Below are 13,989 nucleotides of genomic sequence, written 5' to 3' on the forward strand. Positions count from 1 at the left end.
GCGGCTTCAAGTACGGAGGGTATAAGGAATACGATGAAAAGTCAGTCACCTCTCATCACCCTGCGCGATCTGGCCCAGAAAGCCGTCGAACAGGCAAGCACGCAACTGGGTCAGGTTCGCCTGTCCTATCAGAATGCTGAGCAGCAACTCACGATGTTGCTGACTTATCAGGATGAATACCGGGTGCGGTTGAATGACACACTGAGTAACGGGATGGCCTCCTCCAGTTGGCAAAACTATCAGCAATTTATTCAGACGCTGGAGCAAGCTATTGACCAACATCGTAATCAGTTGGCTCAGTGGAATGTCAAAGTTGAACAGGCAGTTAAGCATTGGCAAGAAAAGCAGCAGCGGTTAAATGCATTTGAAACCTTGAATGAGCGGGCTGAAACCACCCTGCGTCTGCAAGAAAGCCGTTTGGATCAAAAATTGATGGATGAGTTCGCACAGCGCGCCTCACAAAGGAGTCTTAATTCATGAATCTGTCCCTATTGCCTGCCACTGCAACTGCCAGTGAAACTGAGGGCGCATCATCCTCTTCATCGATTGCTGCGTTATTTACTGATGCTGGGCTGCCGGCTGATTTTGCCAAATTATTGGGTGACCAACTGGGTAAAGAGCTGACGGTTATGGATGCCTCGACCCTGAAATCATCGCTGGCTGCAACCACTGATATCACTGCCGATGTGGATGGAGGAAAGTCAATCAGTGGTAACAGTAAATTGAATCAGTTATTGGCCGCCTTAGGTGATATCAGTGCCACGTTGCCTGCAGGCCTGACCCACGCAGGGCAGACTGGAGACGCGGCTAATGTGAAGAAAACCACCTTAGATGATGACAGCACGCTGGATAAAACCACCGCGCTGGCCGAATCCAGTGCGTTGCAGTCGTTATTAGCCATGTTACCCCACCAGGTTGCTACCACGCTGGGCAGCGCCAACAATGGGCAGAAAACGCAGTTGACTGACGGCAATGGCCTGACCAGCGACAAAACCAGCGCTAAGCAGGACTTAGCCACTCTGACCAGTCTGACCTCACAAGATAAAGGTTTGGCGGCATTGATCGGCGGCACAATCGGCACTGCGAAAAGTGACAATGCCAGCAACAACGCACTGCCAGCGGCCACCCCCGGTAAGACAAAAACCACCACAGCTCAAGATAAATTGGTGCGCCTAACAGCAGCACAGGATGCAGATAGCAGTCTCAGCGCGAAAGCAGTTCCTGTAGCAGTACAGGCTGACAAAACTATTGCCACAGCCGCCGTGGATAAAATAGCCGTGAGTTCAGCCACGGTAACACCATCACTCCCTCCGGTTTCCAGCCCGGTCCTGCCAGCGACGGCCAGTGGTGCGGTTAGCGTGCCAGTCAGTGGCCATTTAAGTGCTCAGTTAGGTAGCCAGGAATGGCAACAATCGCTGGGTCAGCAAGTGGTGATGTTCAGCCGTAACGGCCAACAAAATGCTGAACTGCGGCTACATCCGCAAGAGTTGGGGGCATTGCAAATCAGCCTGAAAATGGAAGATAACCAAGCTCAGTTGCACTTTGCTTCAGCTCACAGCCAGGTTCGGGCAGCTATTGAAGCGGCGATGCCAAGTTTACGCTCGGCATTGGCTGAAAGTGGTATCCAGTTGGGCCAAAGCAGTGTCGGCAGTGAAGGACAGTGGCAACAGGCACAACAACAGAGCCAACAAAATCAGCAGAATTTCGCATCACACGGCCAACCCGCTTACGGTAGCAGCGCATCGGGTGATGTACCGAACAGCACACCGCTAGTGACACCTGCGGCGTTGCAATCACTGGCTAATGGTAATGGTGGTGTTGATATTTTCGCCTAAAACGGGTGTTAATTTCAGCAAAAGGTGACAAACGGACAAGTTAGGCCGTTTTTCGCCACCTATTCTGCCTATTGGCATTAAAGATACGCGGGATAATCATCAGTAATAATTCGGATAGCATGGGGTTATTTGTCGGTGGTCAGCGGTTTGTGCCATCCAGCAATGAGATACCCCAGGTTATTGTCGTGATTCACCGGTTTGATACCGAAACAGGAATTTGTCTTCTCCATGTCTGATAATACCTTCCCGGCCAAGCGTAAGAGTTCGATCTGGGTGATCCTGCTAGTGCTGATTGCTGTGGCAGCATCTGCAGGTGGCGGTTATAGCTGGTGGATACTCCATAAGAGTAAACCTACCGCTGCGAAAGCCGTTCCTGTTATTCCGGTGTTTATGCCGCTGGAGACCTTTACGGTCAATCTGATCACGCCAGATAACAATCTGGATCGCGTGCTTTATATCGGATTAACGTTAAGGCTGCCCGACGATACGACTCGCGCTAAACTCAATGACTATCTGCCGGAAGTTCGCAGCCGCTTGCTGTTGCTACTTTCTCGGCAGTCCGCCGATAGCCTGTCAAATGAAGAAGGCAAACAGCGTTTAGTCGGTGAAATTAAAAACGTACTTAGCCCGCCAATGGTTAAAGGCCAACCTAATCAGGTAGTCAGCGATGTGCTGTTTACCGCATTTATATTGCGATAATCATTATGGGCGATAGCATTCTTTCACAAGCAGAGATTGACGCACTGTTAAACGGTGACAGCGGTGGCGATGAGCCAGTTGCTGTCGTCGGTAATGAAACAGACGTTAAACCTTACGATCCGACGACCCAGCGACGTGTGGTGCGTGAACGCCTGCAAGCGTTGGAGATCATCAATGAACGTTTTGCTCGTCAGTTCCGTATGGGGCTGTTTAACCTGTTACGTCGCAGCCCGGATATCACCGTCGGCCCGATAAAAATTCAGCCATACCACGACTTTGCCCGTAATCTGCCGGTACCGACCAATCTCAACCTGATTCATCTCAAACCGCTACGCGGCACCGCGCTATTCGTTTTCGCCCCGAGCCTGGTCTTTATTGCGGTTGATAATCTGTTCGGTGGTGATGGTCGCTTCCCCACCAAAGTAGAAGGTCGCGAGTTTACCCACACCGAACAACGTGTGATTAACCGCATGTTACGGCTGGCACTGGATGCCTACCGTGATGCCTGGGCACCTATCTATAAAATTGATGTGGAATATGTCCGTTCTGAAATACAGGTAAAATTCACCAATATCACCACCTCCCCCAACGATATCGTGGTCACCACCCCTTTCCATGTGGAGATCGGTGCGTTGAGCGGTGAGTTCAACATCTGTATTCCCTTCGCCATGATCGAGCCATTGCGTGAGCTGCTAACCAACCCACCGTTGGAAAATTCCCGACAGGAAGATAGCCACTGGCGCGAAACACTGGTGAAGCAAGTGCAGCACTCCGAGCTGGAGCTGGTGGCTAATTTTGTCGATATCCCGCTGAGACTATCGCAGATACTCAAGCTGCAACCAGGGGATGTATTACCCATAGATAAACCGGATCGACTGATTGCGCATGTCGACGGCGTACCGGTACTGACCAGTCAGTACGGGACATTAAACGGGCAATATGCCCTACGTGTTGAACATTTGATTAACCCTATTTTGAATGCTCTGAATGAGGAACAGCCCAATGAGTGACCCTAAGCTTCCGTCTGATGATGGAAAGGAATCCGTGGACGATCTGTGGGCTGATGCGTTTAATGAGCAGCAGGCAGCGGATAAACCAGCGGCCACCACCGAGGGGGTATTTAAATCACTGGAAGCGCCGGATGCCTTGGGTAACCTACAGGATATCGATTTAATTCTGGATATCCCAGTAAAGCTGACCGTTGAACTGGGTCGCACCAAAATGACCATCAAAGAGTTACTGCGCTTGTCTCAAGGCTCGGTCGTCTCCCTTGATGGACTGGCCGGTGAGCCATTGGATATTTTGATTAACGGTTATCTGATTGCGCAGGGTGAAGTGGTGGTAGTCGCTGATAAATATGGCGTACGTATCACTGACATCATTACTCCGTCAGAACGTATGCGCCGTCTGAGCCGCTAATGACCGCAGCACAGGTTGATACTGCCGCATCCACAGTTACGACACCGGTTACTGGCTTTGCGGCCAGCCACCCAGGTACTGCGGTGCAACAGACGGCACCAGCGATACCTGCCGGCTCGGTGTTAACGCAGGTTGGCAGCGTGTTAGGCGGTATTTTACTGCTGATTTTATGTGGTGCCTGGCTGGTACGCCGTTTAGGTTTTGCCCCGCAGGCACGTAACAACAAATTATTGAATGTGAAGGCCAGTTGTCAGGTTGGTCAGCGCGAACGGGTGGTCATTGTTGAAGTAGACAATACCTGGCTGGTGTTAGGCGTAACTGCACAGCAGGTGACACAACTCCACACTCTGACACGTCCTGCGATTGATGAAGCCACAGCGGCTTCGTCGCCCGACCGTGCGAAACCGGCCGATTTTCGCCAGCTACTGAACAACCATCTATTTAACAAGAAATCGAAACACCCGGAAAAATCGGCATGATGTCTCTTCGCCCCGTGCTTACCGCAGCAAATAGCGTAACAACCGCAGCGGCCAACACTGATTTCACTTATCGGTTGCTGCTGCGCCGTCTTCTGGCTGCACTCATCAATAAAACCACCCTACTGCTATTAGGCTTACTCTGCTCTCCGGCGGTACTGGCTCAACTGCCCGGTATCATCAGCCAGCCATTGGCTAATGGTGGGCAGAGCTGGTCTTTACCGGTTCAGACCTTGGTTTTCATCACCACCCTGAGTTTCCTGCCTGCCGCCTTACTGATGATGACCAGTTTTACCCGTATTATTATTGTGCTCGGGTTGCTGCGCAACGCATTGGGTACCCCCTCTGCACCACCCAATCAGGTGATGTTGGGTCTGGCGCTGTTTCTGACATTTTTTATTATGTCGCCGGTATTTGACAAGGTGTATCAGGACGCTTATCTGCCTTTCAGTCAGGACAAGATAAGCATGGAAGTGGCAATGGATAAAGGCTCACAACCTTTACGTGAATTTATGCTGCGCCAAACCCGAGAATCAGATCTGGCACTGTATGCCCGGCTGGCCAATCTGCCGCCATTGGAAGGTCCCGAAGTGGTACCGATGCGCATTCTGCTACCTGCCTATGTCACCAGCGAGCTGAAAACCGCCTTCCAAATCGGTTTTACCGTGTTTATTCCCTTCCTGATTATCGATCTGGTGGTAGCCAGTGTGCTGATGGCATTGGGGATGATGATGGTTCCCCCAGCCAGTATCTCACTGCCCTTCAAGCTGATGCTATTTGTCTTGGTTGATGGTTGGCAGCTACTACTGGGTTCCCTGGCACAGAGTTTTTATAGCTAAGGTAGACTCATCATGACACCTGAATCGGTAATGGCCCTCGGCGTTGAGGCAATGAAGATTGCACTTGCTCTGGCTGCTCCCTTGTTATTAGCCGCCCTGATAAGCGGCCTGATCGTGAGCCTGTTGCAGGCAGCAACGCAAATTAACGAAATGACATTGTCATTCATCCCAAAAATACTGGCCGTGTTCGCCACGATGGTGATCGCAGGCCCATGGATGCTGAACCTGATACTGGACTATATGCGTAATCTGTTCACCAGCCTGCCCACGTTGATTGGCTAACGGTGCTTTCCCTCGATACCACTCAACTTAGCCTCTGGGTCAGCCAGTATTTCTGGCCGTTAATTCGGGTGCTGGCGCTGATCACCACCGCGCCGGTGTTAAGTGAGAAACAGATAAACCGCAAAGTTAAAGTCGGTTTGGCGCTGTTAATTACTTTTCTGATTGCCCCTTCGCTGCCCCCGGTCAATATTCCCTTAGTCTCAACCGGTGCAGTCTGGGTCGCCGCCCAACAAGTGTTGATTGGGGTAGCCATCGGCTTGACCATGCAATTTGCTTTTGCTGCCATCCGGCTGGCCGGTGAAGTGATTGGTTTACAGATGGGATTATCGTTCGCGACCTTCTTTGACCCCTCGGGGGGGCCGAATATGCCGGTTTTAGCCCGGTTACTTAACTTGCTGGCCCTGCTGTTATTCCTCACTTTTGATGGTCATTTATGGCTGATTTCATTGTTGGCCGACAGTTTTCATACCTTACCCATTCAGTTCGAACCGCTCAATGGTAATGGCTTTCTGGCATTGACGCAGGCTGGCTCATTAATCTTTATGAATGGGCTGATGTTGGCATTGCCGCTGATCACGCTGTTGTTAACTCTGAATATGGCATTAGGCATGCTAAACCGAATGACCCCACAGCTTTCGGTGTTCGTTATCGGTTTTCCACTGACCTTGACCGTCGGGATCATCTCAATCGGATTGATAATGCCATTATTGCCCCCCTTTGCTGAGCATCTGTTCGGGGAAGTTTTTGACCGATTAGCAGGTGTATTGAGCGGATTGGCAAACTGAGTCGCTGCAAAAAAATGGTATGTCACCCCAAACCTTAGTGGGAAAAGATGACACACCAAAAAGTGCACCCGGTTTAAGTACACTTAAGAGGGAACCTGTGGGGTAGACCCACAGGCAGAAGACGGATTACTTATTAAGCTGGAACAGGGACAAACCCTGCATATTGGTAAATGTGGTATATGAAGCCTGTAGCGCAGCCTGCTGCATCACATATGACGAGATAGCCGCGGTCCAATCCACATCCTGCAAATCACTCAAACGCTGTTTATTAATCAAATTACGGTCACTGCCCAAACTATCCAGGTTGTCTAGCTCTTGCAGTTGGGTACCGATTTCGGCTTGAACCGACAACACATTATTCAATGAGTTGGACATCCCACGGATACCTTTATCCATATCGGCATTAGCTTGATCTTTAACCGCATCAGTCGCCCCTTGTAACGGGACTTTCAGTGAGTTCAGCACGGTATCGATGGTATTGAAAATATTGCTTTCTGACGCAACCGGATTACCACCGGCATCATCAGGTTCAGGTTTCGCATTACTGGTCAATGCCATAAAGACACTGGAACCGGTATGTCCAACTGTAATCGAACGGTTAGCATCGACTTTCTGCTCAATAGCGACATCGCCGCCCTGATAAGTCACATCACCGGTAGCACTAACCGCAAACGGCGCTTTATCACTTTTGAAGCCAGCAAAGATGTAACGACCGTTGCCATCAGTGGTGTTAGCCTGATTGACCAGTTGGTCTTTCAAACCCTGTAACTGAGTGGCGTAAGAGGCACGGTCATCATCACTCAACATATCGCTCTTCGCGCTAATGACTAAGGTCTGAATTGATTGAATGGTACTGGTCGCCTGCGCCAAAACCGTGGTTTCCAGCGAAGAACTTTGGCGAGCGAAACTGCGCGCTAAAGTATATTGGCTATTTTCCGATTGGGCTTGCGACACCATCACCGCTTGAGATGCGGCCATCGGGTCATCGGAAGGGTTAACCACCCGCTTGCCGGTGGAGAGTTGTTGGCCCGACTGCATCCACAGTGATTGGGCGTTAGTCACGCCCTGCATATTTTGCTGATACAGCATGCTGGTACTTAAGCGCATGATGCCAGTTCCTTTTAGTAATCGTTCAGCCCGCCAACCCCGTTTCAACAATCAATCTGTCTTAACAGGGATACTGACTAACCGCTAAATAAGATAAGTAGCGACAGGGACTCTCTGCCGCTGACAAAAAATTAACCGCGCAGACTCAGCAACGCATTAAACAGCGTCGAAGCCGTCTGAATGACCTGGGCATTCGCCAGATAATATTGCTGGAAACGCTGTAAATCGCCGTACTCTTCATCCAGGTTCACGCCGGAAATAGACTGCTGCTCGGCGGTCAACTGTTTGACGATATTGGCTTGCGCCGTGCTGTTGGTTTTCGCGGTGCTGGTTTGGTTACCGACGTTACTGACCAAACCGGCATAAGCACCAGACAGCGTGGCTTTGCCATCAACCAGTTTTTTGGTTTGCAGGTCTAACAATGCCTGGGCGTTAACGTTGTCACTCGCGCCACCATCAGCGGTACCGGCAGCAGCAATCTTACTTGAGTCGGTGATATCGACCTGTAAATTAGCAGCCACGTTAGAGACGGTTTTGACGATGAATTTATCTCTGGCTTGCGCGCCGGCAGTGCCGTTATCAACACTGACGGCGACACCATCAAAGCTCAGCCCAGTGGTGTTACCACTGCCGTCTTTTACCGGGTTAGCCGGCACTTTGGTGTTATCAGACAGCCGTGTCACCTGCCAGTCAGTTCCATCAAACTCCACACTATAATCACTGGCTTTGACTTTTGAAGTATCGGTGTAGGACACCGTCAAGCTGGCATCACCCTGATTTCTTGCATTTTTCAACACATTTGGTTGTGCAAAGCTGAAGAAATCAACGCCCGGATCACCGCTGGTATCAAATCCGGCTTTATGCTGAGTATTGAAGCTGTCTGCCATGACCAGGGCCAATTGCCCCAGTTGGTTACGTGCACTGTCGAGTGCCTCACTGCGGAATTTCAGCGTACCCCCCAGGCTACCGGTGGTCAGGCGGCTTTCGTCCACTTCAAGCACATCGCCACTACCATATTTGTAGCCAATGGTTAATCGGGTAGCATCACTGCTGGAAGGTATGGCTTCGACTTTATAAGAATCCGGTCCTTGCACCAATGGCAGACCGCTGGCAAAAGAAACGTTGTAAGCATCGCCGTCTTGCTGGGTCACGGTCACGCCAACAATCTGGTTCAATTCGGTGACCAATTGGTCGCGCTGATCGAGTAACGCATTTGGCTCGCTGCCACTGCTGCCGCGCAAACGGGTAATTTGATCGTTTAACTTGGCAATTTGGTCAGCATAGTTATTGATTTGCGTAACGCTTTCGGTGATCTTCTGGTTTACGCCGGTATCCATATCACGCAGATATTTATCCGCATTCTGGAACTGGTTAACCAACCCTTCAGCCTTGCCCAATACCGTTTTACGGGCCGCATCATCACCGGCATTACTCACCAAATTTTGCAGGTTACTGAAAAAGTCCTGCATGGTGCTGGAGAGGTTATTGGACGAATTAGAGAGCAAATTATCAATTTGCGAAATTTGCTGATAGTAGGTAGTTAAGCCACTGCTTTGCGTTTGTGAAGAACGTAATTGGTTGGTAATAAACGAGTTATATTCGCGGTTAACACCGGTTACTGCAACGCCATTACCAATAAAGCCGGCGGGACTTAAGGTTCCACCATTTTGGGCAAAAATAGTATTCTGACGGTTATAGCCCGCCACCTGAAAATTAGTGATGTTATTACTGACGGTGCTCAGGGCATATTGCGCTGCGCTCAGACCACTCATCGCAGTATTCATTAAACTATTGGACATGAAGAAATCCTTTTACCACAGACGACGAGCATCGCAGCGCCTGCATTAATTAATATTGGGATACTGCCTGAGGAGACCTAAGCCTCCGCACAGCCTGTGATTATTATCGGCTCGACTTTGGAAAACTTGAGTCAAAATATGGGTGTAAATCTCGATCCTCACCAATCCAATAGGCGTTATTGTCGCAGACAGTTTGGGTGCAGCCAGCGCACACCATGACTTTGTAAATTATGGCTACGTAACGGTACCGAGCACTGTCCAATCCCAAAATGGAAAATAAAATAGCCTATTTAGAACAACTGACTTAGGTCGCTGCTGTATGCCTTTACTGCTTGTTCGCCGCTATTTTTCATTTGCTGGATCACGCTGACTAATTTTTGCGCATATTGCGGGTCGGTGGCATAACCGGCTTGTTGCAGCGCATGTGCCCCCTGCTCAGGGCTTTGTGTTGCGGCAACATTGGCGTAGCGCGGGTTTTGTGTCAGTAATTTGACATAATCACTGACGGCCTCGACATATGAGCCATATACCCGAAAGCGAGCTTTGGTTTTCTTCGCCACACCTTGCTCATATTCGGTAGTCGTAATTTCACTGACTGGACCATCCCAGTTGCTACCCGCTTTGATGCCAAATACGTTGTAACTGGTTTTGCCGTCGGCCGTCGGAATTTCGCGCTGACCCCAGCCCGACTCCAGTGCCGCCTGAGCCACAATCAGCTGATGAGGAATGCCACTTTGCTGACTGGCAATTTGTGCCGGAATAGACATCCGCGCCACGAAATTACCGGTGCCCTGTGGCAATGACGCTGAGTTGTTGGCTGGCGGTGTTGGCATGGCGCGACGTACCATTTGTGCCAATGCCTGTGCTGGCAATGTTTGCAGCACTTCATTATCCAGCAGCATCGGCACCGTTCCTGCCGTTTCACTTGGCGAGGTAGAGCCTGAAAGCTGCTCCACCATCATATCGGCCAGACCCAACCCCTTGACCGACATTTGCTGCGCGACTTGTTGGTCATACATCGAGGTATAAAGCCGGGTCTGATCACTGTTCATCACGCCATCTTGCGGCAAGGCAGAACGCATACTTTTCAGCATCATCTGCACAAACATCCCCTCTACCTGCTGGGCAACCTGCCTCAAGTTACCCTGTGGATCTCTTGCCGCATCACGTTTTAAGGTATTCAGTGATTGGGCGTCATACGCCGCCCCAGACATCGCCATCAAATCACTCATCAGATAATTTCCAATTTAGCCCGCAAGCAGCCAGCACTTTGCATTGCCTGCAAGATAGACATCAAATCGATCGGGGTTGCCCCCAGCGAGTTCAGGGCGCGGACCACATTATTCAGATTCGGGCTGGCATTGACGCGTTGCAATACCCCACCTTGTTGCTGAACGGAAATCTGAGTATTCGGGGTAACTACGGTCTGCCCACCACCAAATGGGGTATCAGGCTGGCTGACGGTATTTTGCTTATCAATCACCACCGATAGATTCCCTTGCGCCACAGCACAAGAATCCAGCATTACATTGCGGTTCATCACCACCGAGCCGGTACGAGAGTTGATAATCACCTTGGCATCACCCGCATCGACATTCACTGGGATATTTTGAATATCTGCCAGGAAACGCACTTGCGAGCTGCTGCCGCGCGGGACCAAAACCTGAATGGTGCGAGCATCAATCGCTGTGGCAGAACCAAAACCGCGCTGGCGGTTAATGGCATCACTCACCTGTTGTGCCATGGTGAAATCCTCGGTATTCAATTGAAGATTAATCACACCATCGGTACCAAAGGTCGTCGGCAGCTCACGTTCGATAGTGGCACCATTGCTGATTCGCCCACCGGTCAGTTGGTTGACCTGTACACTACTGCCACCCGATGCCGCACCCGCACCGCCGACCAGCACGTTACCTTGTGCCAGGGCATAAACCTGATTATCCACCCCTTTCAATGGGGTCATCAGCAGGGTGCCGCCGCGAATACTTTTGGCATTACCCATTGAAGAAACCACAATATCAATGGTTTGCCCGGCACGGGAGAATGCCGGTAACTTGGCCGTGACCATCACTGCTGCTACGTTTTTGAGCTGCATATTGGTACCTGGCGGTACGGTAATCCCCAACTGCGACAGCATGTTACTCAGGCTTTGCGTGGTAAACGGCGTTTGCATGGTCTGGTCACCGGAACCATCCAGGCCGACCACCAGGCCATAACCGATTAACGCGTTATCACGTACTCCCTGAACGGTCACCAAATCACGGATACGCTCTGCGGTGGCAGGTAATGACACCAGTGTGAGCAGCGCAATAAGCTGTATAACAAATAGAGTGACAAGTGACTGTTTACGCATCGACGGCCTCTTAGTACGGTGAGATATTAAGGAAGAACCGCTGCAACCAGCCCATGGTCTGCGCTTCATTGATATAACCATTACCCACATACTCGATGCGCGCATCTGCAACCTGCGTTGAGGTCACGGTGTTGCTGCCGCTGATGGTGCGTGGGTTTACTACCCCAGAGAAGCGGATAAATTCAGTCCCCTGGTTGATTGCAATCTGTTTCTCACCGACCACATGCAAGTTGCCGTTAGCGAGCACGCGATCGACGGTAACGGTGATCGTGCCGCTGAAGGTGTTGTTGGCATTCGCCCCGCCCTTACCGCCAAAGGTATTGTCACCTGAGATATCCATATCAGCCCGCGCATTGCCCAATAATCCTTCCAGATAACGCGGCGCGGTGGCGACACCAAATTTGCTTGAACCATTACGGCTAGCGTTGGCAGAGGAGCTTTTGCTGGCACTGACATTTTCCTGCAAGGTAATGGTCAGCGTGTCACCGACATTACGTGGGCGACGGTCTTCGAACAAAGGTTGATAACCATAGTTCATTGGCTGAGCAGCCTGGAAAATAGAGCCATTCGGCAACGGCGCACTGGCCGGTGCCGGTTGTGCCGAGGTGGTACCATCCACCAGTGGTTTATGCGGAATATACGCGCAGCCATTGAGCAGCATCGCCGTCAACGGCATACAGACCCATTTCAATCCACCTGATTTGCGCAGCGGCTTTCTGTCCATCTCTGATTATCAGTCCTGTAACCGGTAAGAGGCCACGCGGTCGGCCTCATCTACTCATTATTCTGTTGCAGTCAGGGGGCTAAATTACCCCCTGAAAGCGGATTTACAATTGGGTCAGTTTTTGCAACATCTGGTCTGAAGTTGAAACCGCTTTACTGTTGATTTCATAGGCTCGTTGCGTCTGGATCATATTGACCAACTCTTCCGCCACATTGACGTTAGAGGTTTCAACATAGCCCTGGTACAGCAAGCCCCCGCCGTTCAGACCTGGCGTGGTTTCGTTTGGTGCACCGGAACTGGCGGTCTCCTGATACAGGTTTTCGCCAATACTTTCCAAGCCACTGTTATTGATAAATGTGGTCAATGTCAGTTGCCCGACTTGCTGCGTGGCAGTTTGCCCCTGCAAGGTGACACTGACTATCCCGTCGCGCCCCACCGTCATGCTCAGAGCATTGGCCGGAATGGTAATTGCCGGTTGTACCTGAAAACCGCCGGATGTTACTAACTGGCCGTTTTGGTCCACCTGAAAAGACCCATCGCGAGTATAAGCGTTGGTACCATCAGGCATTTGCACCTGAAAGAACCCTTCACCTTTAATGGCGATATCTTTGGTATTGTCGGTCTTGGACAGGTTGCCTTGACTGTGTAAACGCTCTGTCGCTACCGGGCGAACACCGGTACCAATCTGTAAACCCGATGGCAAGGTTGTCTGCTCGGAGGATTGCGCACCCGGCTGGCGCATCGTCTGGTAGAGCAAATCTTCAAATACCGCCCGCTGGCGCTTAAAGCCATTGGTGCTGACGTTCGCCAGGTTGTTGGCGATGACATCCATATTGGTCTGCTGTGCATCCAAACCAGTTTTGGCAATCCATAATGATCGGATCATCAGTTTATTCCTCTGCGCCTGCGCGCTTAGCCCATTGCTAACAGCTGATTAGCGCGCTGTTCATTTTCATCCACACTGTGAATGACTTTCATCTGCATTTCGAAACTGCGGGCATTGGCAATCATGTCTGTCATGGCTTCAACCGCTTTCACGTTGCTGCCCTCCAGTACACCCGGCATAATTTTAATCAGCGGGTCATTGGCCAACTGAGCACCACGCGCCTGTTGCGTCGCGGGAGTCAAATGGAACAAACCGTCATCACCGTGCATCACTTCACCCGCATTGGCCCTAACCCGTTTGATTTGGCCGAGCTGAGCAATCGTATTCGGTGAGTCACCGGCGTTCAGCGCCGAAATGGTGCCATCAGCCGCAATAGTCACTGCGGCCTGCGGTGGCACTTCAATCGGGCCGTTATCGCCCATCAGCGGGTAGCCCTGCACGGTCATTTGACCGTTAGCCGCAACCTGAATATTCCCATTGCGAGTATAAGCCTCGGTACCATCAGGCAGTTGTACCGCCAGATAACCATCTTGCTGTAAGGCAACATCCAATGGGCGGCCGCTATAATTCATCGTCCCCTGACTGATATCCACACCGGGGGTCGATGCCGTCACCATGGTACGGGTTGCCATGCTCGGCCCGTCGATAGGTACGGCACGCATCGCTGACAACTGCGCGCGGAAACCCGGCGTCGAGGCGTTAGCCAGATTGTTAGCCGTAACCGCTTGCTGCTCCAGCGACTGCCTGGCAGCCCCCATCGCGGTATATATTGCGTGATCCATGAG

16 protein-coding genes are annotated in these 13,989 nt (G+C 51.1%); 9 read left to right on the forward strand and 7 right to left on the reverse strand.

Annotated features, from left to right (window positions below; translation table 11 throughout):
• The first annotated feature begins 33 nt into the window (after positions 1-33).
• The 9 genes from fliJ to fliR all read left to right on the forward strand — a co-directional run bounded on the left by fliJ (position 34) and on the right by fliR (position 6,335).
• A complete protein-coding gene (gene fliJ, locus V1955_RS13250; protein ID WP_372569021.1) occupies positions 34-480 on the forward strand; it encodes a flagellar export protein FliJ in 447 nt (148 codons plus the stop codon).
• On the forward strand, positions 477-1,835 hold the full coding sequence (locus tag V1955_RS13255; RefSeq protein ID WP_442821027.1) for a flagellar hook-length control protein FliK: 1,359 nt from the start codon (positions 477-479) through the stop codon (positions 1,833-1,835). Before fliJ ends, V1955_RS13255 begins: the two co-directional genes overlap by 4 nt.
• 228 nt (positions 1,836-2,063) lie before the next feature.
• Positions 2,064-2,534, forward strand: a complete 471-nt coding sequence (gene fliL, locus V1955_RS13260) for a flagellar basal body-associated protein FliL (RefSeq protein WP_083159151.1) — start codon at positions 2,064-2,066, stop codon at positions 2,532-2,534.
• A 5-nt stretch (positions 2,535-2,539) separates the two neighbouring features.
• Complete coding sequence (gene fliM, locus V1955_RS13265; RefSeq protein WP_083159152.1) at positions 2,540-3,544, forward strand: flagellar motor switch protein FliM; 1,005 nt, start codon at positions 2,540-2,542, stop codon at positions 3,542-3,544.
• Positions 3,537-3,953, forward strand: a complete 417-nt coding sequence (gene fliN, locus V1955_RS13270) for a flagellar motor switch protein FliN (protein WP_025377918.1) — start codon at positions 3,537-3,539, stop codon at positions 3,951-3,953. The genes fliM and fliN overlap by 8 nt, the downstream gene beginning before the upstream one ends.
• Positions 3,953-4,432 carry a flagellar biosynthetic protein FliO gene (gene fliO, locus V1955_RS13275; RefSeq protein ID WP_083159153.1) on the forward strand — a complete coding sequence of 160 codons (480 nt, stop codon included), beginning with the start codon at positions 3,953-3,955 and terminating at the stop codon, positions 4,430-4,432. Before fliN ends, fliO begins: the two co-directional genes overlap by 1 nt.
• Before the next feature lie 80 nt (positions 4,433-4,512).
• Entirely contained in the window at positions 4,513-5,268 is a 756-nt protein-coding gene (gene fliP, locus V1955_RS13280) for a flagellar type III secretion system pore protein FliP (protein WP_372559879.1), read from the forward strand.
• A 12-nt stretch (positions 5,269-5,280) separates the two neighbouring features.
• The gene (fliQ, locus tag V1955_RS13285) at positions 5,281-5,550 is read left to right on the forward strand and encodes a flagellar biosynthesis protein FliQ (protein ID WP_083159154.1); all 270 of its coding nucleotides are present in this window, start codon (positions 5,281-5,283) and stop codon (positions 5,548-5,550) included.
• Between the two features lie 2 nt (positions 5,551-5,552).
• Positions 5,553-6,335, forward strand: coding sequence for a flagellar biosynthetic protein FliR (gene fliR / locus V1955_RS13290; protein ID WP_102970431.1), 783 nt, complete (start codon positions 5,553-5,555; stop codon positions 6,333-6,335).
• A 126-nt stretch (positions 6,336-6,461) separates the two neighbouring features.
• Here the strand turns inward: fliR and flgL are convergent, their stop codons facing one another.
• The 7 genes from flgL to V1955_RS13325 form a co-directional block, all read right to left on the reverse strand.
• Complete coding sequence (flgL, locus tag V1955_RS13295; protein WP_083159155.1) at positions 6,462-7,442, reverse strand: flagellar hook-associated protein FlgL; 981 nt, start codon at positions 7,440-7,442, stop codon at positions 6,462-6,464.
• A 131-nt stretch (positions 7,443-7,573) separates the two neighbouring features.
• Entirely contained in the window at positions 7,574-9,241 is a 1,668-nt protein-coding gene (flgK, locus tag V1955_RS13300) for a flagellar hook-associated protein FlgK (protein WP_083159156.1), read from the reverse strand.
• 290 nt (positions 9,242-9,531) lie between these two features.
• On the reverse strand, positions 9,532-10,473 hold the full coding sequence (flgJ, locus tag V1955_RS13305) for a flagellar assembly peptidoglycan hydrolase FlgJ (protein WP_442821028.1): 942 nt from the start codon (positions 10,471-10,473) through the stop codon (positions 9,532-9,534).
• A complete protein-coding gene (locus tag V1955_RS13310; RefSeq protein ID WP_372558672.1) occupies positions 10,473-11,594 on the reverse strand; it encodes a flagellar basal body P-ring protein FlgI in 1,122 nt (373 codons plus the stop codon). The genes flgJ and V1955_RS13310 overlap by 1 nt, the downstream gene beginning before the upstream one ends.
• A gap of 10 nt (positions 11,595-11,604) precedes the next feature.
• Positions 11,605-12,318: a flagellar basal body L-ring protein FlgH gene (flgH, locus tag V1955_RS13315; RefSeq protein WP_102970433.1), complete on the reverse strand. Its 714-nt coding sequence runs from the start codon at positions 12,316-12,318 to the stop codon at positions 11,605-11,607.
• Between the two features lie 103 nt (positions 12,319-12,421).
• Positions 12,422-13,204, reverse strand: a complete 783-nt coding sequence (gene flgG, locus V1955_RS13320) for a flagellar basal-body rod protein FlgG (protein WP_005189344.1) — start codon at positions 13,202-13,204, stop codon at positions 12,422-12,424.
• A gap of 26 nt (positions 13,205-13,230) precedes the next feature.
• Positions 13,231-13,986 (reverse strand): flagellar basal body rod protein FlgF, encoded by a 756-nt coding sequence (locus tag V1955_RS13325; protein WP_005189342.1) that lies wholly within the window; start codon positions 13,984-13,986, stop codon positions 13,231-13,233.
• Between the last annotated feature and the right edge of the window lie 3 nt (positions 13,987-13,989).

The organism is Yersinia sp. 2545 StPb PI, from assembly GCF_052217125.1.
Taxonomy (GTDB): Bacteria; Pseudomonadota; Gammaproteobacteria; order Enterobacterales; family Enterobacteriaceae; genus Yersinia; species Yersinia enterocolitica_E.

Coding starts and splice junctions, on each gene's coding strand:
- fliJ (WP_372569021.1), top strand. CDS start 34: ATGAAAAGTCAGTCACCTCTCATCACCCTGCGCGATCTGGCCCAGAAA.
- V1955_RS13255 (WP_442821027.1), top strand. CDS start 477: ATGAATCTGTCCCTATTGCCTGCCACTGCAACTGCCAGTGAAACTGAG.
- fliL (WP_083159151.1), top strand. CDS start 2,064: ATGTCTGATAATACCTTCCCGGCCAAGCGTAAGAGTTCGATCTGGGTG.
- fliM (WP_083159152.1), top strand. CDS start 2,540: ATGGGCGATAGCATTCTTTCACAAGCAGAGATTGACGCACTGTTAAAC.
- fliN (WP_025377918.1), top strand. CDS start 3,537: ATGAGTGACCCTAAGCTTCCGTCTGATGATGGAAAGGAATCCGTGGAC.
- fliO (WP_083159153.1), top strand. CDS start 3,953: ATGACCGCAGCACAGGTTGATACTGCCGCATCCACAGTTACGACACCG.
- fliQ (WP_083159154.1), top strand. CDS start 5,281: ATGACACCTGAATCGGTAATGGCCCTCGGCGTTGAGGCAATGAAGATT.
- flgL (WP_083159155.1), bottom strand. CDS start 7,442: ATGCGCTTAAGTACCAGCATGCTGTATCAGCAAAATATGCAGGGCGTG.
- flgK (WP_083159156.1), bottom strand. CDS start 9,241: ATGTCCAATAGTTTAATGAATACTGCGATGAGTGGTCTGAGCGCAGCG.
- flgJ (WP_442821028.1), bottom strand. CDS start 10,473: ATGAGTGATTTGATGGCGATGTCTGGGGCGGCGTATGACGCCCAATCA.
- V1955_RS13310 (WP_372558672.1), bottom strand. CDS start 11,594: ATGCGTAAACAGTCACTTGTCACTCTATTTGTTATACAGCTTATTGCG.
- flgH (WP_102970433.1), bottom strand. CDS start 12,318: ATGGACAGAAAGCCGCTGCGCAAATCAGGTGGATTGAAATGGGTCTGT.
- flgG (WP_005189344.1), bottom strand. CDS start 13,204: ATGATCCGATCATTATGGATTGCCAAAACTGGTTTGGATGCACAGCAG.
- V1955_RS13325 (WP_005189342.1), bottom strand. CDS start 13,986: ATGGATCACGCAATATATACCGCGATGGGGGCTGCCAGGCAGTCGCTG.